The following is a 19,412-nucleotide window of genomic DNA, read 5'->3' on the forward strand; positions in this document are numbered from 1 at the left end:
CCTCCAAAGCTAATCGGACCGGTTGGTCAGGCGAACGCCGGCACCCCCGCCGTTCTCTGGGATAAACTGGATACCCGCCAATTCGAATGCGCGGCGCAATGCCTCAACAGTAACTTTGTTTGCCCTTATCGGTCCGGTCAACGGCTCTAATCGTTTAATTGTAGCGAGTGAAACCTTCGACCGTTCTGCAAGCGTTTTCTGATCCCATTGAAGCAAAGCACGCGCAGCTCGCACTTGGCCACTTGTAATTGCCTCTATACCAAAAGTATCATTTGATGCCATGGGGCTTGATTTTTCGCTCGAGTTCATCTAAATCGTCACTGCTACCGCTGCGTGCGCCCGAGGAGGGATACCTCTAAAGCACACGACGCAGGGGCTAACGGTCGAGCAGGGTGGTGGAACACCCTTGCCCGACCTGACCAGCGCCAAGCTGTGTGGAGCTCGGATCATGGCTGATTCCGACAATACCACGACTTTGTCTTCCGTCATGCAGGGACGGGAGTTAGTCAGTTCGTTGACCGCCGTCGACACACAAGGTTTGGCGGACTGCCTGGTCGTTGGTCAGCCTCTAGCCGATCCTGCGCTCACCCTGTCCCTTGCTTGGTTGGATGCGCACACTGCGACGCTGGCGTCCTGCGTCCGCCAGCAGCGTGCAGAGGGCGGGCTCTGGGAAAGAGGGGTGTTTTCGACCGCAGGCGAAGTCGTCGAGTGCGCGGAGAGGACCGACGCCGAACGCGTCTATCTCGACACCCGGCAGGTGGAGCAGGACGATGCTGAAAAGGCGGACGCCTTGCTGGCTGAGATTGCGGCGACGGCTGCCCAATCATTGGCGGGTGTGATCGCCAAGCTTGCGGTCGTCGTTCGTGAAGCAAACGACAACAGCGACCTTTGCGAATTTCCGCTTCCGCACATCCGCTCGGCATTGGCCGACCTGCGACGGCTTACGAATGATGCGGCGGGCGACCCGCCGGCCGGCTGGCCCGGTGGTGAGCCGATCGGCTCGCTGTTCGAGCAGTCCGCATCATCTTTTGCCGCCTGGCGCGCTTTCGGTGCGTGGTGCCAGGGCGATGACGAAACCTACCGGGGCTGGACTCAGACATTCAAGACACTGCACGGCGCAAACCAATAGGCCTCTCGACAATCATCGCCTGATCACGCAGCCTCGCCGCGCTCCCCCGTCGGCTTCGTCAATGACGGAATCCAAGGATTTCGCTTAACTCCGCGACACCCTATCAAATCTTTGACTAGGGAAAGACGCGGATGAAACCGGATACATCGCAGTGGCGTGATCCACAGGCATACGCATTCGTCAAAGGCGCTGCCGCCGATGTGATCGCCTGGGAGTTCCTGCGGCGCAATCCGCAGTATCAGCAAGACTTCGCAGCCTCCCGGTCAGCCAAGGCTCTGCGCGCATTGCGCAAGCGCTGGGGTTTGCAGTTTCGCCGCCAGGCCTGACCAGTCCGCCGTCGAACAATCCGTCTACTGGGCGCCTCAAATTGACCCTGGCGTCATCAATCTGATCGAGGTTCCGCCGAGCCTGCACGCCGCGCAGAACATCCCTTCCGTCGTTGCGCTTGCCGAGGGCCAGCGCGACGAGATCGGCCTTCACATGCGTGCTGAGCACAGCGGCACGCATGTGGTGCTTCTCAGTGACCCGCGGCCAGGCAAGCCTTTGGCGGCCATCATCCCGCTCGACGATATGGCACCCGACCGGCTCCTGGCGATCGAGCGCTTCATTCGCTCGATCGCCAATCGCCATTTTCCCGACGCCCGATTGACCACGGCGCAGCGCCGCCGCCTTGGTCATATGCTGCGATGCCTGGACGGCCGGGAGGAGCACGCATCCCATTTTGAAGTCGCGGCCGCCTTGTTCGGTAGGCGGCTGGTCAGCGCGGCTGATTGGCACGACTCCGCCTTCCGCTACCAGACGCACCGCCTGATGCGCGACGGTCTGAAGATGGTCGAGCACGGCTATCGGCAACTGCTGCGCGCGCGGCGGCGGCTCTCCTGAAACCTGGTGGCTCACGGTGCAAAAAAGCGCCTGTCAATTGCGCACCTGATCACCGGCCCCTTGCTCCTCCATCCTGGCCATGGATCGCCGTTCAACCGCGACGGCCGGAAGGAGACGCCCCATGAACGCCAACACCGCGGCAATGCCGCCGCGCTACCTGCGCACCGCGGAGGCCGCGCATTTCCTCAGCCTCTCTGCGCGCACCCTGGAGAAGCACCGCACCTACGGGACCGGGCCTGCCTATCGCAAGCTTGGCGGCCGCGTCGTCTACGCCGTCGACGATCTTCAAGCCTGGGTGCAGCGCGGGGCAATGACCTCGACGTCCGATCCGCATGGCTCGGTGCTGCCCGCCAAGCCTCATGCAGCCCGGTTGATCCCCTATGCCGGGCGCGAAACCCGCTAAGCCGCCGCCAACCCGATGTCGGGACGAACACGCCAACCCTCCGAGCGCGGACAGCTCGACCTGTTCCACGCGCTGCCCGGTGATTTCGCACCACGCGATGCGCAGGACCTCATGGCCTATCCTTTCTTTTCCCTCGCCAAATCCAGACGCATCGCGCCGATCGACTTTCGCGCTGGCGATGTGACCATCAGGGTGGAGGCCGTGCCTGACCACGGGATGGCGACAATCTGGGATGCCGATATCCTGATCTGGGCCGCAAGCCAGATCGTCAACGCACGCGACGCCGGGCTGCGCACGTCGCGCCTGATGGCTGCGACGCCATACGAAATGCTGACCTTCATCGGCCGCGGCGTCTCGAAGCGAGACTACCAGCGCCTCAAGGCAGCGCTCGATCGCCTGCAATCGACGAGCGTCGTCACCTCGATCCGCCAACCCGCCGAAGGCAGGCGCCATCGCTTCTCGTGGATCAATGAGTGGCAGGAATGCACCGGCCGAAACGGCCGCCCGCTCGGCCTCGAGTTAATTTTGCCGGACTGGTTCTACCGCGCGGTTGTGGACTCAGCGCTTATTCTGACGATTGATCGTGCCTATTTCGGGCTGACGGGTGGCCTCGATCGCTGGCTCTACCGGCTGGTGCGCAAGCATGGCGGGCGCCAGCGTGCCGGCTGGCGTTTCGACATCCGGCATTTGCATCAGAAGTCCGGCAGCCTCTCCCCGCTCAAGCGCTTTGCCTTCGAGCTGCGCGACATCGTGCGCCGCCAACCGCTGCCCGGGTACCTTCTGTTCACGGAAGTCGAAGCCAGCGGCCGCGTTCTTTTGGCGTTCGAACCGGCGCCAGCCCTTGTTGACAGGCTCGTGCTATCGGGAACCCGAACCGTCGTGCCATCGGGAACCGCACTATCGGGCTATCGGGAACCGCCAGCGGCCCTAAGCCGTGGCACCGGCGAGGAAAATCGCGCTCCTAACTTGGAGTCTAACAGTCAATCTAACAGTCTTGCGCGGCACCCGGCGAACCAGCGCGAGGAACAGTCGCGGCTGGCTGCTGGCCGACCGACACGCGATGGCCAACGCGCCGGTCGCCGCACGGGCGATGACACATGACGTCGTTTCCACAAGCCATGCCGCGTAGCGCGCTCACGACCGTCGAGTTGATCTGGGTCGAGAAGCGGATTGAACATCGGATCCGCTTCGGGCGAACCGTCCATGAGACAATCATCGACAGGCGCCGCCGCGTTCTCGCATTTGCGCCGGACGTTGTTTTTGCCTTTGTGCGCTGGGCGGCCAACGACTTCGGCACCGTCATGTCGCGCATCGATATCGTGCGTGCCGTCCGACCCTCGCAAGCTTATCAGACGCTGCCTCACATCCGGCCTGGCGGTGAGATCCTGCTCACGATCACGGGCTGGAACAAGGTCGAGCGCGTCCTCCAGCTGATCGACGCGATTGAGGCGATCGGCATTCATCCCGCCGATGCCGCGCCCGACTATTGGCGCCAAACCCACAACCGCCTGGTCGCCGGCGGAACCCCGCGCGCCTATTCGCTCGAACAGCACCAGGGCTTCCTGTTGCGCAAGCGAGCCACATCATGAGCCGCCTTGCCTGCTCAATCACGGCGCTTGCCGCGGTCGCCGCGATCGTTACGCCGGCTGTCGTGAAGATGCCGCCGCTGTTGATGTGGAACGCATCGGCCAGCGCGCCCATCGGCCTCTACGCGGTGAGCCGAGGCACGCACGCTGCGGCCGGCGAGCTCGCAGTCGTTGAACCGCCCGAACCGATCGCCCGGTTCGCAGCGCAGCGCGGCTATCTTCCGATTGGCGTACCGATGTTGAAGACCATCGTGGCACTCCCCGGGCAAAAGGTCTGCCGTATCGGGCGCATTGTCACTGCCGACGGCGTCGCGTTGGGCGCAGCACTTGCGCGCGACCACAAGGGGCGTTCTCTGCCTGACTGGCAGGGCTGCCGCATCATCGCCGCCGACGAAATCTTCGTCATGAACCGGAAGGTCGGGGAAAGCCTCGACGGCCGTTATTTCGGGCCTTTCCCGGCGACCTCGATCTTCGGACGCGCGCTGCCGCTCTGGACCGACGAGAGGGGCGACGGACGCTACGTCTGGCTCGCTCCGGAGAACTGAAACCCAGCCAAACCAAAACAGGAAGGAGACATTTCCATGCCCGAGATCGGTGTTTTCGAGCAAACCCAATCTGGTTTCAGCGGTCGCATTCGAACGCTGCTTCTGGATGCCGAATTGGTGCTCGTCCCGACAAGGACATCCGAGGGCAATGCACCGGATTTTCGCATCCATATCGGCGACGACAGCGGCCCGGAAATCGGCGCGGCCTGGAGGGAGACCGGGCCGGCCGCGGGCGACTATTTGTCCTGCCGGTTGGAGGATCCGATGTTTGGCCGGCGTTTCCGCGCCAACCTTTTCCGTCCCAGCGCGGATGGGAGCTCCTGGTCGCTGCGCTGGAGCCGGCCGAAATCGCGTCACGATCGCTCACGATGACCTTGCGAGCGGCAAAGATGCGTGCCGCCGGACGGCGTTTCCTTGGTCGCATGCGGGTGAGGCCTGGAACTCTTTTGTTTGCTGCCGGCATGGCGATCTTCTGTCACGGATTGACGGGCGCCGACGCACAACCAGCACCGGTCTCACGCCAGTCCACGGACGATCCCTATGCAGCGCACATTGCCGAGGCGTCACATCGCTTCCGCATCCCGGAACGCTGGATACGGGCGATCATGCGCCTGGAAAGCGCTCGCGACCCGGTCGCCGTCTCGCGCAAAGGCGCGGTAGGGTTGATGCAGGTCATGCCCGCGACCTGGGCTGAGCTGCGCCTTCGCCATCATTTGGGCCACAATCCTTTTGATCCGCGCGACAACATTCTCGCCGGAACGGCCTATCTGCGCGAGCTGTATGATCGATACGGCTCGCCTGGTTTCCTGGCGGCCTACAATGCGGGGCCGGCCCGTTACGAAGCCTCTTTGAAGGGCCGTCTCCTACCGGCCGAGACCCGGTCCTACGTTGCAAGACTGCGCCCTTTCTGGGACGGCGGTGATGGTCCCGGCGCGCTGACCGCCGCTCAGCGCAACGCCGTTGCATGGACCGTCGCGCCGCTGTTCACAAACCGATCCGGCTCGACCGCCACCGCCGATCGCTCGTTGGGCGAGGGCGCATCGGCCGACATGCAAGCATCGTCTCGGGCGGGCGATCTTTTTTCAGCCGGTCCGCGGTCGCGCGAGCTGTTCAGCAGCCCCGATGTCTGGACGTCGGAGCCATGAAGGATTTGTTCTCAATTCGCGCCCTGGCGCCTTGTTGGGCGTTATGGCGTGCGCGATGGATAGGTCGCGAGGCAACGACCGAGGGATGGCGAGATAAAAGGGCGCACATTGTGCGCCGGCCGGTCGGCTGTCTTTGTTGGGTTTTTCGCCGCCTCCGGCACATTGCCGCGCTTCGGCGCAATGTGCCGGAGGCAGACAACATGTCGTATCTGCTGCGTTCATCGCACGTTGCGGGCCGGCGTCATGGCCGATGAGCGCGAATTCCTCATCCGTCCGGGCCGCGTTCGCTCGACGCGTTCCCAGTCCTCCCGGCCCTTCATCGCCCAGGCGCTTGCCGCAACGCAAAAGGCCGGCGGCAGCGTGTCGCGCTCCGGCCGGATCTGGCTCTCCAGTCATTCGCAGTTTGGCCGGGGCAGGGTGGCCAGCATTCAGGCCAATCGCTTCCTGACCAGCCGTTCCCGCGTCGCCGTCATCAAGACCCGCGTGGTTCGCCATTCGAAACGCGCCGCGCCGCTGGCGACCCACCTCACCTATCTGCAGCGCGCAGGTGTGACGCTCGACGGCGCCAAAGCCCGCATGTTTGGCCCCGAGGTCGAGGATGCTTCGGTCACGGATTTCGTCGAGCGCTGCAGGGATGACCGGCATCATTTCCGCTTCATCGTCTCGCCGCAGGACGCCGCCGAAATGGCGGATCTGAAATCCTTTACGCGCGACTTGATGGGCCGGATGGAAAAGGATCTCGGCACGTCGCTCGATTGGGTTGCGGTCGATCACTGGAACACCGACAACCCGCATCTCCACGTCATCTTGCGCGGCCGGGGCGATGATGGCCGGGACCTCGTGATCTCTCGCGATTACATCAGCCGCGGCATGCGCGATCGCGCCAGCGCCCTCATCACGCGGGAGCTCGGCCTCCGCTCCGATCTCGAAGTCCGCCGGGACGTCGAGCGGCAGGTCGATGCGGATGGCTGGACTGGACTCGACCGCCAGCTGATGCGCGATGCTGGTCCAGACGGCATCATCGACCTTGCGCCTCACGCCGATCGCCGGCCTGACGAATTCAGCACCTTCAAGGTCGGGCGCCTGCGCAGACTCGAGGGGCTCGGCCTTGCCGATGAGATCGGTCCTGGCCAATGGGTCGTCAGCGACAAAGCCGAGGCGACGCTGCGTGAGCTCGGCGAACGCGGCGATATCATCAAACGCCTGCATCGGGCGCTTTGCGGGCGCGACATCGAGCGCGCCAGTGCCAGCTATGTGCTGGCGGCGGAGACGCTTGACGAAACCATCCTGGGCCGCCTGGTCGAGCGCGGGCTGGATGACGAGCTCAAGGGCACGGCCTATGCGGTCATCGACGGCGTCGACGGCCGTTGCCATCATGTCCGACTTCCCGATCTCGACGCAGCGGGTGATGGCGCACCGGGCTCGATCGTCGAGCTGCGCAAGTTCGACGACGCCCAAGGACGCCGGCGCCTCGCGCTCGCCGTTCGCAGCGACCTCGACATCGAACGCCAGGTCGTCGCCGATGGCGCGACCTGGCTCGACAGGCAGGCGCTCGCGCGCAAGCCGGCACCGCTGTCCGATGGCGGATTCGGTGCTGAGGTGCGGCATGCGATGAATCGGCGTGCCAAACATCTGGTCGGCCTGGATCTGGCTGAGCGGCAGGCACGCGGCATCGTCTTTGCCAACGGCTTGATCGACACTTTGCGCCGAAGGGAGATCGACGCACTGGGCAGCAAGCTCGCGGCGACGTCCGGCCAGCCCTTCAACCGTGCCGGCAGTGGCGAATTCGTGTCCGGTATTTACCGCCAGCGCTTTGCGCTTGCCTCCGGCCGTTTTGCGATGATCGATGACGGGCTCGGCTTTCAACTGGTGCCGTGGACGCCGTCGTTGGAGCGGCATCTCGGCAACCATATCGCCGGCATCGCCCGCGGCGACGGCGGCATTGACTGGAGTTTCGGGCGCAAGCAAGGACTGGGGTTGTGATCTCATCGGCAAAGCTTCGGCCGGTGGCGATCGGCACGCATCCAGAGTTTCGTAGGGAACGTGAGATTGCCAACGCCTGCAATCGCATGACCTACGCCGGATCCCGTCTTTTGCGGGCTGCTCGAGCGCGGGTCCATGGCTGCCGATCGCCTGTCTTCCTTGCCGACAGCTCGACACCGCGCGATCGGGTCGGATGGGCCGTTGAATTCAAATGCACTTTGCCGGACCTCTTCGCAGCGAGGAGAAACGCATGTCGGGAACAAAAGTCCTCTGGGGCCAGATTGTCGTTGTCTTCCTGATCGTGCTGCTCACCACCTGGGGGGCGACGCAGTGGTCGGCGTGGCAGTTGGGGTACCAGACACAGCTGGGCCCGCCTTGGGTCGTCATCGCCGGCATGCCCATCTACTATCCGCCAGCCATCTTCTGGTGGTGGTATTTCTACGACGCCTATGCGCCCGGCATCTTCATGCGCGGCGGCCTCATCGCTGCCTCGGGCGGCTTCATCGCAATCGCCGTGGCGATCGGCATGTCCCTGTGGCGTGCCCGCGAAGCGACGAAGGTCGAGACCTACGGCTCCGCCCGCTGGGCCGAAAGGAGCGAGGTCAAGGCCGCCGGCCTGCTTGTTCCGGACGGTGTGGTGCTCGGGCGATATGGGCCGAATTATCTGCGCCATGACGGGCCAGAGCATGTGCTCTGCTTTGCGCCGACGCGTTCGGGCAAGGGTGTTGGCCTGGTCGTGCCGTCGCTGCTGACCTGGCCCGGCTCGGCGATCGTCCATGACATCAAGGGCGAGAACTGGCGCCTTACCGCCGGTTTCCGCGCTCGGCACGGCCGGGTACTGCTGTTTGATCCGACCAATGCCAGGTCGAACGCCTACAACCCCTTGCTGGAGGTCCGGCGGGGTGAATGGGAGGTGCGCGACGTTCAAAACATCGCCGATATTCTGGTCGATCCCGAAGGCTCGCTTGAACGACGCAACCACTGGGAAAAGACCAGTCACGCGCTTCTGGTCGGCGCGATCCTGCATGTGCTCTACGCCGGACCCGACAAGACACTGGCCGGCGTTGCGGCATTTCTGTCCGATCCCAAGCGACCGATCGAGGCGACACTGGCCGCCATGATGACGACGGCGCATCTGGGGGAGGGCGGTCCGCACCCGGTCATTGCAAGTGCTGCACGAGAGTTGCTGAACAAGTCCGACAACGAACGTTCAGGCGTGCTTTCGACCTCGATGTCCTTCCTCGGCCTCTACCGCGATCCGGTCGTCGCCGCGGTCACCCGCGCCTGTGACTGGCGCATCGCCGACATCGTCGCGGATGCCGCTCCGGCGACGCTCTACCTCGTCGTTCCGCCCTCCGACATCAGTCGCACCAAACCGCTGATCCGTCTCATTCTCAACCAGATCGGCCGGCGTCTGACCGAGGACTTGCACGAGAGAATGGATCGTCATCGGTTGCTGCTCATGCTGGACGAGTTCCCGGCGCTCGGACGGCTCGACTTCTTCGAGTCAGCGCTTGCTTTCATGGCCGGCTATGGCCTGAAAAGCTTTCTGATCGCGCAGTCTCTCAATCAGATCGAGAAGGCCTACGGACCGAACAACTCGATCCTCGACAACTGCCACGTGCGCGTCAGCTTCGCGACGAATGACGAGCGCACCGCCAAGCGCGTGTCGGATGCGCTGGGCACGGCAACCGAAATGAAGGCGATGAAGAACTATGCCGGTCACCGGCTTTCGCCATGGCTCGGTCATCTCATGGTTTCGCGCTCCGAGACGGCGCGGCCGTTGCTGACACCCGGCGAGATCATGCAACTGCCGGCTGGCGACGAAATCGTCATGCTGGCCGGTACGCCGCCGATCCGGGCGAAGAAGGCGCGCTACTTCGAAGACCCGCGGTTGAAGGACCGCGTCCTGCCACCGCCGGCGCTCACGGTGCGAAGCGAGGTCACGCCTGACGACTGGACAAGCCTTCCGTCGCCGCTGCCGTCGCAGAGTCCAGCAGCCCAGGCCGCTGGCGTGAAAGGCCAGGACGATGCGACCGACTCCGGCTGGCGGCGTCAGCCCGAGCTCGACAACGTTGTCGCGACTTCAGCGCCTGCGGCGCCCGCCAACGAATTCGAGATCGATACGGCTGACGAGGCCGATGATCTCGCCGCAAGCAGCAGCCGGATGGCCCGCGTCGCGCGGACTGTCGCGCGGCAAATCGCGCTCGATCCGGACGATGGCATGGAGCTATGACGGCCATGAAGGCGATGAAGAAGAAGGTGCAGATCTCCGTCTATCTCGACCCTGCGGTGATGGCGTTGCTTGTCGACTATGCCGTCAGGCGCGACCGGTCGCAGTCGCTGATCGCCGAAGCGGCGATCGCTTCCTTCCTCTCCCCCGATGCCGACGCACAGCGCGAGGCGGCGATGGCCAAGCGTCTCGATCAGATCGACCGCCGGATCATGCGGCTGGAGCGTGATGTCGGGATCTCAATTGAAACCCTGGCGGTGTTCATCCGCTTCTGGTTGGCGACGACACCTGCCTTGCCTGAACCGATGGCGCAGGCGGCACGCGCCAGGGCGAGCGAGCGCTACAACGCCTTCGTGTCCGCGCTTGGCAGGCGCTTGGCCAAGGGGCCGAACTTGCGCCAGGAAATCCCTGAAGACGTCGCTTCATCCGGTGATCCGGACTGACAGTCAGCCAAGGCAGCCGATGGACAGCGGCGCCGCCTGTTCGTGCGGCGCCACGCGATCCGATGGCTGGCAGCGATGCTGCCCGGGTACGATCCGCAATGCAGATCAGTTGGCTGAACCGCACAGCTGCGCCGTTGTCAGTCCTGTCGGCACGGCTTCGGCCGGGCCAAACCCGTATTTCGCCATGATGGTGGCGATCGCGCCGCTGGACATGACTTTGGCCAAGCCCTTGTCATAGAGGTCGCGCAGATCGCCATCGTCCTTCCTGAACGCGATGGCGATGTAACTGATTGAACTGTCGCCTGTGGTGAATGGATTGGCGCGCTCGAGGTCGGGGCTTTTGCTCCCGGCAAGCAGCCCGATGACGGTCGGCGACGAGAACACCGCCGCATCGATGCGCCCGGCGCGCAATGCGGCGATGTTGGTTTCAATGTCGGGAAACTGCAGGATCCGATCGTCCGGGACGCCTTGCGTGATTGCATTCTTGATGACATTGCTGCCCCGGCCGCCCCCCATGATAAGGTCGGATTTGGCCGCCAGGTCCGCATAACTGTGGATCGCTTTGGGGTTGCCGGCTAGCACGACCGCCGCGTCGTCCGACTTCAGGTCGGGACCGCCGAAGGCGACCTGCTTGCATCGCTCCGGCGTTATCGACAGGCCCGACGCCACGGCGTCGAAACGCCCGGCCATGAGGCCTGGAATCAAGGCTCCGAACTCGGTTACCTCGAAATCGATTTGCTTGACGCCGAGATCGGCGAATGCGGCTCTCAGCAGGTCTGGATGCCATCCGACCAGTTCGCCTGTTCCCTCCTTCTTGTAGCCCCATGGCGCGCGGTTATGAATGCCGATGACGATGCGCCCGTCCTTCAGGACGCGCTCTTTCGTGGTTTCTGCCGCGGCTGGCAGCAGGCTTCCAATGATCGCGGCGTAGGCTATGCAGGCCAGGCCAAGGGCGGCCGATCGGGCTCGGAAATTCATCGTGCAGTCCTCCCATGAGATTGATTGCGTGCGCCTCCCCGATCCGGTTCAGCCGCAGCCACTCAAAGTATGGTCGAGGCCACTATTTCGTCAATATAGATTGACAAAGTATGTACAAATTATTGCAATGCGCCTGCATGCGAGCCCCAGCGCCAGGCGCTCTCTGGCCAGGGCGCGCCCTGTCGTTCTAGGTTTCGGGAAACAGCTTGGGGAACAGCTCATCCAGCGTATCGGCCGGGAAGCGCAGCGACACCGGGCCTTTCGGCGTGTCCGATGCAAGCAGGCCAAGGCCCAGTATATCGGCAAACACGCGCCGCGCGGTACGTTCCGGCAGGCCGGTGATGCGCGAGGCTTCGCCGCGATCGAACTCGCCACGCAACAGCGCCTCCTCGAGCAGCCGGAACGCCTCCGGCTTGACGTCGTGGCGCTGCACAAAGCGCTGCAGCCGCCGTGCGAGCTGATTGAGATCGAACAGGCTGGACATGAAGCCGACCTGGTCGACGCACACGCGCAAGAACCACAAGATGAAATCGCCAAGCGCGCGTTCCGAGAGATTGCCGCGGCCGTCGCGATCGCCCTGGCGCGGCATGTCGGCGTGATCCATCATGCGCTTGTAGTCGCCCCGGCTGTTCAAGCCCCGGGCCAAGCCACGCGAAATCGACCACAGCCCATGCGCAGCGACACCGGCCTCATGGGCCATGGCATGGCTCATCAAGCGGCTGACGCGGCCGTTGCCATCGGGAAAGGGATGGATGTAGTTGAACCGGTGGTGGGCTGCCGGGATGGCCAGGATGCGCGCGGCTTTGCCCATGCGGGCGAAACGGTAGCGCGTCGCGAAATACTCCATGAACGCCTCGACGCGGTCACTCGATGGCGGCTGGTGTCGTCCGACCGCGACATCATGCTCCGACGCCGATCTCCACTTGCCGGGGGTCATGACGAATTCGCGGCCTGCATCCCGGATGCGCAACATCGCTTCATCGGCATCGCGGTAAAATTCGGCATGCAGCCAGCGCAAGAATTCGGGCGAGGCCGGCTCGGGTACACGTTCCTGCGCCGCCATCTGGTCAATCTCGACCTGCAGCCGCACATGGGCCGCGGCTTCGATCTGCAGATTGCGCCGCTCCTTGTCCTTGTCGAACTCACCGGCTAGGGCGCGTTCGATGTCGCGGGGGCGTGTGTTGTGGCCCTCGATGAGGTTGCTGTAGTAGGTGTTCATGATGCGCACGAGATCGGCGAGATTGGCTGCGGTGCGCGGATGCAGGCTTTTGCCCAGAACGGCCGATGCCGCCGCCAGCTCCGCCAGCGCATCCGATATCGGCTCGGATATGTCTTCCAGTCGTGTTGGTTCGATACGCTGGACGGTTTCTTCCATGGCTGGCCGATCTTGGTTTCAGTTAAATATGTAATTATAAAGATTTATTTTTGTTTTTCCAGCGTAATTGGCCGATCTGGTGGCCGATCATAGGCTCGGCATAGGCATTGGCCGATTGGAGGCCTGACCACGGCGCCACGATGATTATGATCGTCGTACTGGCCGATGCTAGAGCACCTCAATGCCCTGAAATCCATGAATAAAACCCGTGTCGCCGAGATTATTGGCCGGTCTGTTGGCCGATGTTTGCGAAACAGCCGGATCGAGCCGGCTCAGCCAGCCTCGGAGAGGCCAGGAACAAGGCTCTCGCTTGTTGTCGATGAGGATGAGCGACCTGGCGGAAGTCGATCTTGGGAGAGGGCAGATCATAGCCAGGCTGCGGGCTCCGGCTTTGATGTCCATGGATGCAACTGAGCCTGTTGCGCAGACTTGCGCGACGACAGTGCTGACAGGCCTCCATCCGCTAGGCGCATGCGCGATTTAAGCGCAGTCAATACCGGAATCCATTGAGGGCGGCTGTCATTCACTTCCGCCATTTCTCTCCATGGCCCGTGAATGCGGTGGAGATGGCTATGGCAATCGATGGCGATTTGGCGATCCGTGACGCATCGCAGCCCTTGGTCGGAACGGCAACCGCAATCGCGCATCACGGAGAACTTGTCCAGGGCGTCTTCCAAGGGGACGACGGGCATCTTCAACGCGGCCTGGTGACACTGCCGATTGCCGGGTTGAAATCGGAGGCGACCTTTGTCTTGGGCGTTGGCAAGGGGATCATTGTCCATCCCGATCACAAGGTCAAAGCGGCGGCGGCCGCGCGGCTGACGCTTGATCTTTTGAGTGTCAGCAGCGGCGGCGAGCTGACACTTCACAGCTCGATCCCGGTCGGGCACGGCTATGGCTCATCGACAGCCGACGTTGTCGCCTCGATCCGCGCTGTGGCTGCTGCTCTCAAGGCTCTGCTGCGGCCATCGAGCGTCGGCCGTCTCGCCGTGGCAGCCGAGCGTGCAAGCGATGCTATCGCCTATGATGATCACGCTGTCCTGTTTGCGCAGCGTGAAGGCGCCGTGATCGAGAACTTCGGCGGCTCCTTGCCGCCGTTGCTGCTGGTGGGGTTCAAGGCCAACGGCGGCGCCCCGGTCGACACGTTGCAGCTGTCGCCCGCGCGCTATGACAGTTTCGAAATTCAGCAATTCGGCGTGCTTCGGGCACTGGTGGCAAGGGCCGTTCGTTTCCAGGACCCCTATCTCCTGGGACGTGCCGCCTCGGCCAGTGCCCTGATCAGTCAACGGCATCTGCCGAAACAGGGTTTCAACGAGGTCGTCCAGATCGCCGAGGAAGCCGGAGCGTGCGGTGTGCAGGTCGCCCATAGCGGCTCTCTGTTCGGTGTCATTTTTGACCTCTCCGAAACCGACCTGAGACGAAAGGCAGGCTTGGTTGCGCAGAGGGCGGAGTCGGCTGGTTTCACGGATGTCGAGTTTCATCTGGTCAATGGGGAGGGGTGGCAATGGTAGCCGTCGATGCCGACTATTTCAGGGACCTGGAGACGCCCCGTCTGGCTCACCTGTCGCGAAATCTTGTCGCTGCCGCCTTTCCGCTGATGAAACTGATGCCGGCCCGTTACATTCTGGATCGCGCCGCTGCGGACGGCGAGTTGAAGGCAGGCGCGCATATTGTCGAGACGACGTCGGGCACGTTCGGAATGGCGGTGGCGCTGCTCGCCGCGGCGCGCGGCTATCGGCTTACGCTCGTCACCGCCTCGACGCTGATTGACGCCAGATACAAGGCGCGCCTCGAGCGCATCGGCGCCTCGGTCATCGCGTTGGACGATCCCCGTGGTGATGGCAACCAGCCCGGCAGGCTTGAGTGTCTTCATGACATCCTGGCCAGGGAGCCGGACGGCTTCTGGACGCGTCAATACGATAGTCCGGGAAATTGGCTCGCCTATGCGCGGCTGGCCGAGCTTCTGATCCGCGCGATGGGTCGGATTGACTGCCTTGTCGGTTGTATCGGCACAGGCGGCTCGCTTTGTGGCACTGCCTGGTTTTTGCGAACCATCTTTCCCCATCTCACTGTTTTCGCCGTCGATACCCACCACAGCATCCTGTTTGGTCAACCCGTTGGCAAACGCATGCTGCGCGGGCTGGGCAACAGCGTGTTGCCGAAGAATGTTCGCCACGAACTGGTCGACGAGATCCATTGGGTCGGTGCCTACCCAGCCTATATGGCGGCTCATCGTTTGCTGCGCGATCACGGCATCTTCATGGGGCCGACCAGTGGCGCCGCCGCGCTGGTGGCACAATGGGTTGCAACCAAACACCCGGATGCCCAGGTCGCCGCCATCATGCCGGACGAAGGTCACCGACATATCGAGACTGTCTACAATGACGACTGGCTCTCGAGCTTGCCTGGCTGGCCATGCGCGCAAGTCAGCGAACCGAACACACTTTCAATCATCGCGCCAAGGGCAGAAACACAATGGACGCGCTTTGTCTGGAACCGCCGCAGCCTGGCCGAGGTGCTGGAAACACAGGCAGCCGTGAAGGCCCAGACGAGCGACTAACTTGCCCGGCGTTCTAGGAGGCGAGCCGGGGCTCATTGGCATCCAGCCAGCGCCAGGCATCCTGGGTTGTCTGGAAAATCCGATCATTCCTGTCCGGCGTGACGGACCGGTCGAGATCCTTCAGTCCGCTGGCAGTCACAACCGCAACCACGCGGTCTGTCGGCGCGATGATGCGTTGGCGCCTCAATGTAGAGATCGCAATAAGCGGCGTGACCGATGCGAGCTCGGCAAAGATGCCTTCGTCGCGGGCAAGCTGCTCCTGCATTGCGACAAGCCCCTGGTTGCCAACGGGTACGGCATGGCCGCACGAGTCCCGAAGTGCCTTCAGTGCCTGGAAGGTGCTGCGCGGCGTGCCGATCGAAACGGCAAGGCTCTCGAAGGCCATCGGGCGCTCCGGCAGTGCATCGGCGCCGCTGGCAAGCGCCGCCGCCAGTGACCCGTGCACTTCCGCCGCAACGAGTCGCGGCAGACGGGCGATCGCGCCTTGCGCGAACAGCTCGCAAAATCCTGCCCAGACGCCGGACAAGGCATCGCCATAGCAGACCGGCAGCACGCACCAGTCCGGCGCGGTGCCTCCCGATTGCTCGACGATCTCGTAGGCAATCGTTTTATAGCCCTCTATGCCGAGTGGATGGCTTCCAACGACCGGTCCGTGATAGGGCGAGGCTATGAACCAGTCATAGCGGTCAGCCGCCTGCGCAAGCAGCGACCATCGGTCCATTTTGCTGACCAGCGGCACAACCGTCGCGCCGTATTTGCGGATTTGCGAGAGCATCGCGCCGGCTGATCCCGCGAACGTGGTGACGATGCATTTCAGTCCAGCTCGGGCAGCGTAAGCCGCCAGCGAAGCGCCGGCGTTTCCCGAAGAGGCGGTTGCGACAATTTTTGCGCCCCGCGCACGCGCAATGCTGACGGCCACTGTTGAGAAGCGGTCCTTGTGCGACCAGGTCGGGTTTCGTCCTTCGTCCTTGATCACAAGGTTTGGCACGCCGACAAAGGCGCCGATGCGCGGCGCCGCCAGCAACGGTGTTTGACCTTCGCCAAGCGTCACCGCCTCCTCGGCCGCGCAAGGCAGCATATGCGCGAAACGCCATAGCGAGCCTTGGGCGGTAGCTCCATCGAAGGGATGTGGCTGGTGGGCCGGATAGACCGGCCGAAGATTTGCCGGCGCGGTCTCACGACACTTTTCGCACCCCCGGGAGTCTATGGCGAGATCGCCGGGGTAGGAAACGCCACATCGGATGCAGACGAATTTCTGGACTCGGCTTTTGTCCACTTCGGGTCCGCTCCCGTCGTCCGGGGAATGCTCCGACACGTCGCCCAAGAGCTCGCGAAACGGCAGGCTCGCCATGGCAATTCCTTTTTCAGGGAACGATGAATTCGCCTGTCGTTTCAAACAGCCAGCAGCACGGCTGTCAATGCAGAATGTGCACTATAGTGTGTCGCACCAGAGTGTGCGCCGTAGCATCCGTTGCTTGATGAATCTTCGCGGCGTTTTTGGTCTGAACGTGCAGCGGCTGCGCAGGGAAAGAAAACTCTCGCAGGAGCAGTTGTCTTTCATTTCGGGGCGCACGCGGGCTTATATCAGCAGCGTCGAGGCTGGACGCCGCAACGCCACTCTGGATACGGTCGAAATCCTGGCAAAGGCCTTGGGCGTCGAACCGGCGGCGCTGATCTCGGCAGGCCCAGGACATCGGCGACCCGCTCGCGTGATGAAGCAGGTTGCTTCAAAGTCAGCCGAGTGACGCGATCGGATTCGATAGGTTATTGAACCGACTAAGATTTCTTTGTATTTGCGCCGGCTAATTGACTCCTTCAGTATACATTCGCAGCAAGTCCCATTGAAGATCGTGTCTCTACTCGCTTAAGTTGTTGCCGGGGTTGGGCCTGACTTTCGTCGAGGTCTGCCAATGGAAAACGATAGTATTGCTCAGCTCTTTGCGGCGATCTCAAGGATCGACACGGGGCGGTCGGCGGTTGCAATCCTGCAAGAGTTTCGCTCCGCAATGGCGCGCTACGGATTGCGTCATTTCCTCATTACCGGTTTGCCCGTGCCGCATGATACGGCCTGGCAGCGCGAGATTTTGGGCGATGGCTGGCCGCCCGAATGGTTTTTCCGCTACCTTGAGGAAGATCATTTTCTGCATGATCCCTGCGTAGCTCAGTGCCGGCATTCGCCGCAACCGTTCCTGTGGAGCGACCTTCCGGCAGGAAGGATGATTGCGCGCGCGAAACTGGTGATGGACGAGGCGGCGGAGTTTGGCATGCGAGATGGCATCTGTGTCCCCATCCACGTACCGCTGGCGGGTCCAGGCGTCGTCACGGCGGCGAGCGACCGGATCGACGTGCCACTGAGCGCAATGCCTCTTATCGAAACGCTCTGCGTCCACACATTCCGACGTCTCTCGGGGCTGGAGGCGAGCGGCCAAGGCAGTGATGCCAGGCCTTTGACAGGGCGCGAGCGCGAACTCCTGCAGTGGAGCGCACAAGGCAAATCGAACGAAGACATTGCCTGCATCCTCGGGGTAACCAGGAACACGGTCGAGAGTCACCAACGAAACATTCGCGGCAAGCTCGATGCGATCAATGTCTCGCATGCCATCGTCAAAGCTCTGCGACGGCAGGAAATCCAGATTTAGCAATACCTGAATACCGTCATACGTGCGCCAAGCGCGGTTTCCTACGACCTCCGCCTGGAGGCGTCATGGTCCGTATTCATCTGGTTACCTGGTCAAACAGGAAGCACTACAGGAAACTTCTGGAGCGCTATTTTCGCATAAGGTACGACATCTACGTCAGGCAGAGGCGGTGGCGCGCCGTCGCGCGCCCCATCAACATCGAGATCGACGCCTTCGATAACGAGCATGCGCTCTATCTTCTCGCGCTTGATACCAACGGCAAGATCGTCGGTGGTTCGCGCCTGGTCCCAACGCTGGAGCCGCATTTGATGAGCGAGGTATTTCCAGGTCTCGCCGGGGGAACGCCTCCGCGAGCCGCGGAAATATTCGAATGGACGCGTTTCTTCGTGATTCCTTCGCTTCGTACCCAAGGTGCCTCCTCCCCTGTCGCGGGCGTGGTCCTGTGCGGTCTTCTCGAAGCGGCTCTAAGACTTGGAATCCGACAGATTAGCGTTGTCTGCGAAGCGTTCTGGCCGAAACGTCTGCGCGCCCTTGGCTGGACCCTGACAGAGCTGGGCCAGGTTCTTGAACATCCCGACGGTGACATTGTCGCACTTCTGATCGATGTCACGCTTCAGGCCATCCAAGCGACGCGCCGTGCCTATTCTATCAGCGGCGCCATACTCGCGGATGAGGCTTGACCAGGCCGATACGCGATTGTTAGCGAAGGAGTTCGCGGACCGCCGATAGTGTGGCGTATTGTGTCGGGCCCACGAGCGCGGTAGTCAGCCCTATGGCGCGGCGAACCCGGTTTTTCCCCTTATGAGGCCCCTTGTCCTGATTTCCTCACAGGATCCGGATTTCTTTCTGGTCTTCGGACACATACTCTCGGTCGCGGGCTTCGACACCCAGCTAATGACCGAGGACAAGGAAGTCACCCGCCTCATCGAGGTGGCAAAGCCGCTCGCGGTGATCCTGGACTGCCATCCAGGGGAGCGTGCCATCGCAAAACAGTGCATCAGGTTGAAGTCGACCCCAGCAACAAACGCCATCCCGGTCGCGGGCTTGGTCGCGCCACGTTCCGGCAAGTTGCATCTGGACCTGATCAAGGCTGGCGTCGACGAGATATTTTCACGGCCGTTCGCGCCCGAGCAACTTCTGACCTGGCTGCATGGCAAGGCCGGCCTTGCACGGTTATCGCGTGAGACAGGGACCGGAGATCTGGTGCAGGGTGATTTTCGTCTGGAACGAGCGACCCACCGAACCTTCTTCAAGCAGAAGGAAATCACGATGCCGCCGATCGAGTTCAAGCTGTTGCGCAGCCTTTTGGCGAACCCCGGCAAGGTTATCGGCCGGGAAGAACTCGTGGCGACGGCGTGGCCGGAACATGCTGCCGCAACCGACGTGCGGGGCGTCGACGTGCATATCGCACGGTTGCGCAAAAGGCTTCGCGCGGCCGTCGGAAGCGATGTGATCAGAACCGTCCGGTCGGCGGGCTACGCGTTCGCGCCGGACTGGTAACCCGCCCGGCA

At 62.7% G+C, this 19,412-nt stretch carries 22 protein-coding genes; 18 read left to right on the forward strand and 4 right to left on the reverse strand.

The window, feature by feature from the left end; all coding sequences use genetic code 11:
• Window positions 1–9: 9 nt before the first annotated feature.
• A complete protein-coding gene (locus CK228_RS24265; protein WP_348629236.1) occupies window positions 10–309 on the reverse strand; it encodes a transcriptional regulator in 300 nt (99 codons plus the stop codon).
• A gap of 139 nt (window positions 310–448) precedes the next feature.
• On the opposite strand from CK228_RS24265, the gene CK228_RS24270 reads away from it, so the two are divergent.
• The 12 genes from CK228_RS24270 (at window position 449) to CK228_RS24325 (ending at window position 10,349) form a co-directional block, all read left to right on the forward strand.
• Window positions 449–1,129 (forward strand): hypothetical protein, encoded by a 681-nt coding sequence (locus CK228_RS24270; RefSeq protein WP_245437844.1) that lies wholly within the window; start codon window positions 449–451, stop codon window positions 1,127–1,129.
• A 131-nt stretch (window positions 1,130–1,260) separates the two neighbouring features.
• Complete coding sequence (locus CK228_RS24275) at window positions 1,261–1,455, forward strand: DUF6499 domain-containing protein (RefSeq protein ID WP_095774577.1); 195 nt, start codon at window positions 1,261–1,263, stop codon at window positions 1,453–1,455.
• 154 nt (window positions 1,456–1,609) lie between these two features.
• Entirely contained in the window at window positions 1,610–2,011 is a 402-nt protein-coding gene (locus CK228_RS24280) for a DUF2285 domain-containing protein (RefSeq protein WP_245438103.1), read from the forward strand.
• Between the two features lie 121 nt (window positions 2,012–2,132).
• Complete coding sequence (locus tag CK228_RS24285) at window positions 2,133–2,414, forward strand: helix-turn-helix domain-containing protein (RefSeq protein WP_095774576.1); 282 nt, start codon at window positions 2,133–2,135, stop codon at window positions 2,412–2,414.
• 15 nt (window positions 2,415–2,429) lie between these two features.
• A complete protein-coding gene (locus CK228_RS24290) occupies window positions 2,430–3,515 on the forward strand; it encodes a replication initiator protein A (RefSeq protein WP_095774575.1) in 1,086 nt (361 codons plus the stop codon).
• A complete protein-coding gene (locus CK228_RS24295) occupies window positions 3,512–4,003 on the forward strand; it encodes a DUF2840 domain-containing protein (RefSeq protein WP_095774574.1) in 492 nt (163 codons plus the stop codon). The genes CK228_RS24290 and CK228_RS24295 overlap by 4 nt, the downstream gene beginning before the upstream one ends.
• Complete coding sequence (locus CK228_RS24300) at window positions 4,000–4,545, forward strand: S26 family signal peptidase (protein ID WP_095789510.1); 546 nt, start codon at window positions 4,000–4,002, stop codon at window positions 4,543–4,545. The genes CK228_RS24295 and CK228_RS24300 overlap by 4 nt, the downstream gene beginning before the upstream one ends.
• A gap of 36 nt (window positions 4,546–4,581) precedes the next feature.
• Window positions 4,582–4,917, forward strand: coding sequence for a DUF736 domain-containing protein (locus CK228_RS24305; protein WP_095774572.1), 336 nt, complete (start codon window positions 4,582–4,584; stop codon window positions 4,915–4,917).
• Window positions 4,918–4,967: 50 nt separating this feature from the next.
• Window positions 4,968–5,690, forward strand: coding sequence for a lytic transglycosylase domain-containing protein (locus CK228_RS24310; protein ID WP_245318246.1), 723 nt, complete (start codon window positions 4,968–4,970; stop codon window positions 5,688–5,690).
• Between the two features lie 243 nt (window positions 5,691–5,933).
• Window positions 5,934–7,673 (forward strand): VirD2 family relaxase/mobilization nuclease, encoded by a 1,740-nt coding sequence (locus tag CK228_RS24315; RefSeq protein WP_095789511.1) that lies wholly within the window; start codon window positions 5,934–5,936, stop codon window positions 7,671–7,673.
• A gap of 250 nt (window positions 7,674–7,923) precedes the next feature.
• Entirely contained in the window at window positions 7,924–9,909 is a 1,986-nt protein-coding gene (locus CK228_RS24320; protein ID WP_095789649.1) for a conjugal transfer protein TraG, read from the forward strand.
• A gap of 5 nt (window positions 9,910–9,914) precedes the next feature.
• Window positions 9,915–10,349: a CopG family transcriptional regulator gene (locus tag CK228_RS24325; RefSeq protein WP_095789650.1), complete on the forward strand. Its 435-nt coding sequence runs from the start codon at window positions 9,915–9,917 to the stop codon at window positions 10,347–10,349.
• A 105-nt stretch (window positions 10,350–10,454) separates the two neighbouring features.
• Here CK228_RS24325 and ehuB read toward each other — a convergent pair whose 3' ends face one another.
• Window positions 10,455–11,327, reverse strand: coding sequence for an ectoine/hydroxyectoine ABC transporter substrate-binding protein EhuB (gene ehuB / locus CK228_RS24330; RefSeq protein ID WP_095789512.1), 873 nt, complete (start codon window positions 11,325–11,327; stop codon window positions 10,455–10,457).
• Window positions 11,328–11,514: 187 nt separating this feature from the next.
• Window positions 11,515–12,702: a Fic family protein gene (locus CK228_RS24335; RefSeq protein ID WP_095789513.1), complete on the reverse strand. Its 1,188-nt coding sequence runs from the start codon at window positions 12,700–12,702 to the stop codon at window positions 11,515–11,517.
• Window positions 12,703–13,274: 572 nt separating this feature from the next.
• Between CK228_RS24335 and CK228_RS24345 the strand changes: the two genes are divergently transcribed.
• The gene (locus CK228_RS24345; RefSeq protein WP_245438104.1) at window positions 13,275–14,213 is read left to right on the forward strand and encodes a kinase; all 939 of its coding nucleotides are present in this window, start codon (window positions 13,275–13,277) and stop codon (window positions 14,211–14,213) included.
• Window positions 14,207–15,262, forward strand: a complete 1,056-nt coding sequence (locus CK228_RS24350) for a PLP-dependent cysteine synthase family protein (protein WP_095789516.1) — start codon at window positions 14,207–14,209, stop codon at window positions 15,260–15,262. The genes CK228_RS24345 and CK228_RS24350 overlap by 7 nt, the downstream gene beginning before the upstream one ends.
• Before the next feature lie 13 nt (window positions 15,263–15,275).
• Here CK228_RS24350 and CK228_RS24355 read toward each other — a convergent pair whose 3' ends face one another.
• Window positions 15,276–16,538: a threonine synthase gene (locus CK228_RS24355; RefSeq protein ID WP_245318244.1), complete on the reverse strand. Its 1,263-nt coding sequence runs from the start codon at window positions 16,536–16,538 to the stop codon at window positions 15,276–15,278.
• 73 nt (window positions 16,539–16,611) lie between these two features.
• Here CK228_RS24355 and CK228_RS24365 point away from each other — a divergent pair, with 73 nt between their 5' ends.
• From CK228_RS24365 to CK228_RS24380, 4 genes are all read left to right on the forward strand, one after another.
• The gene (locus tag CK228_RS24365; RefSeq protein WP_348628974.1) at window positions 16,612–17,007 is read left to right on the forward strand and encodes a helix-turn-helix transcriptional regulator; all 396 of its coding nucleotides are present in this window, start codon (window positions 16,612–16,614) and stop codon (window positions 17,005–17,007) included.
• Between the two features lie 165 nt (window positions 17,008–17,172).
• Entirely contained in the window at window positions 17,173–17,901 is a 729-nt protein-coding gene (locus tag CK228_RS24370) for a LuxR family transcriptional regulator (protein WP_095789518.1), read from the forward strand.
• A gap of 65 nt (window positions 17,902–17,966) precedes the next feature.
• Window positions 17,967–18,581, forward strand: a complete 615-nt coding sequence (locus tag CK228_RS24375; RefSeq protein ID WP_095789519.1) for an acyl-homoserine-lactone synthase — start codon at window positions 17,967–17,969, stop codon at window positions 18,579–18,581.
• Between the two features lie 214 nt (window positions 18,582–18,795).
• Window positions 18,796–19,401 carry a response regulator transcription factor gene (locus CK228_RS24380; protein WP_245437842.1) on the forward strand — a complete coding sequence of 202 codons (606 nt, stop codon included), beginning with the start codon at window positions 18,796–18,798 and terminating at the stop codon, window positions 19,399–19,401.
• The last annotated feature ends 11 nt before the right edge of the window (window positions 19,402–19,412 follow it).

The organism is Mesorhizobium sp. WSM4312, from assembly GCF_002294875.1.
Lineage (GTDB): Bacteria > Pseudomonadota > Alphaproteobacteria > Rhizobiales > Rhizobiaceae > Mesorhizobium.

Coding starts and splice junctions, on each gene's coding strand:
- CK228_RS24265 (WP_348629236.1), bottom strand. CDS start 309: ATGAACTCGAGCGAAAAATCAAGCCCCATGGCATCAAATGATACTTTT.
- CK228_RS24270 (WP_245437844.1), top strand. CDS start 449: ATGGCTGATTCCGACAATACCACGACTTTGTCTTCCGTCATGCAGGGA.
- CK228_RS24275 (WP_095774577.1), top strand. CDS start 1,261: ATGAAACCGGATACATCGCAGTGGCGTGATCCACAGGCATACGCATTC.
- CK228_RS24280 (WP_245438103.1), top strand. CDS start 1,610: ATGCGTGCTGAGCACAGCGGCACGCATGTGGTGCTTCTCAGTGACCCG.
- CK228_RS24285 (WP_095774576.1), top strand. CDS start 2,133: ATGAACGCCAACACCGCGGCAATGCCGCCGCGCTACCTGCGCACCGCG.
- CK228_RS24290 (WP_095774575.1), top strand. CDS start 2,430: ATGTCGGGACGAACACGCCAACCCTCCGAGCGCGGACAGCTCGACCTG.
- CK228_RS24295 (WP_095774574.1), top strand. CDS start 3,512: ATGACGTCGTTTCCACAAGCCATGCCGCGTAGCGCGCTCACGACCGTC.
- CK228_RS24300 (WP_095789510.1), top strand. CDS start 4,000: ATGAGCCGCCTTGCCTGCTCAATCACGGCGCTTGCCGCGGTCGCCGCG.
- CK228_RS24305 (WP_095774572.1), top strand. CDS start 4,582: ATGCCCGAGATCGGTGTTTTCGAGCAAACCCAATCTGGTTTCAGCGGT.
- CK228_RS24310 (WP_245318246.1), top strand. CDS start 4,968: ATGCGGGTGAGGCCTGGAACTCTTTTGTTTGCTGCCGGCATGGCGATC.
- CK228_RS24315 (WP_095789511.1), top strand. CDS start 5,934: ATGGCCGATGAGCGCGAATTCCTCATCCGTCCGGGCCGCGTTCGCTCG.
- CK228_RS24320 (WP_095789649.1), top strand. CDS start 7,924: ATGTCGGGAACAAAAGTCCTCTGGGGCCAGATTGTCGTTGTCTTCCTG.
- CK228_RS24325 (WP_095789650.1), top strand. CDS start 9,915: ATGAAGGCGATGAAGAAGAAGGTGCAGATCTCCGTCTATCTCGACCCT.
- ehuB (WP_095789512.1), bottom strand. CDS start 11,327: ATGAATTTCCGAGCCCGATCGGCCGCCCTTGGCCTGGCCTGCATAGCC.
- CK228_RS24335 (WP_095789513.1), bottom strand. CDS start 12,702: ATGGAAGAAACCGTCCAGCGTATCGAACCAACACGACTGGAAGACATA.
- CK228_RS24345 (WP_245438104.1), top strand. CDS start 13,275: ATGGCAATCGATGGCGATTTGGCGATCCGTGACGCATCGCAGCCCTTG.
- CK228_RS24350 (WP_095789516.1), top strand. CDS start 14,207: ATGGTAGCCGTCGATGCCGACTATTTCAGGGACCTGGAGACGCCCCGT.
- CK228_RS24365 (WP_348628974.1), top strand. CDS start 16,612: ATGGCAATTCCTTTTTCAGGGAACGATGAATTCGCCTGTCGTTTCAAA.
- CK228_RS24370 (WP_095789518.1), top strand. CDS start 17,173: ATGGAAAACGATAGTATTGCTCAGCTCTTTGCGGCGATCTCAAGGATC.
- CK228_RS24375 (WP_095789519.1), top strand. CDS start 17,967: ATGGTCCGTATTCATCTGGTTACCTGGTCAAACAGGAAGCACTACAGG.
- CK228_RS24380 (WP_245437842.1), top strand. CDS start 18,796: ATGACCGAGGACAAGGAAGTCACCCGCCTCATCGAGGTGGCAAAGCCG.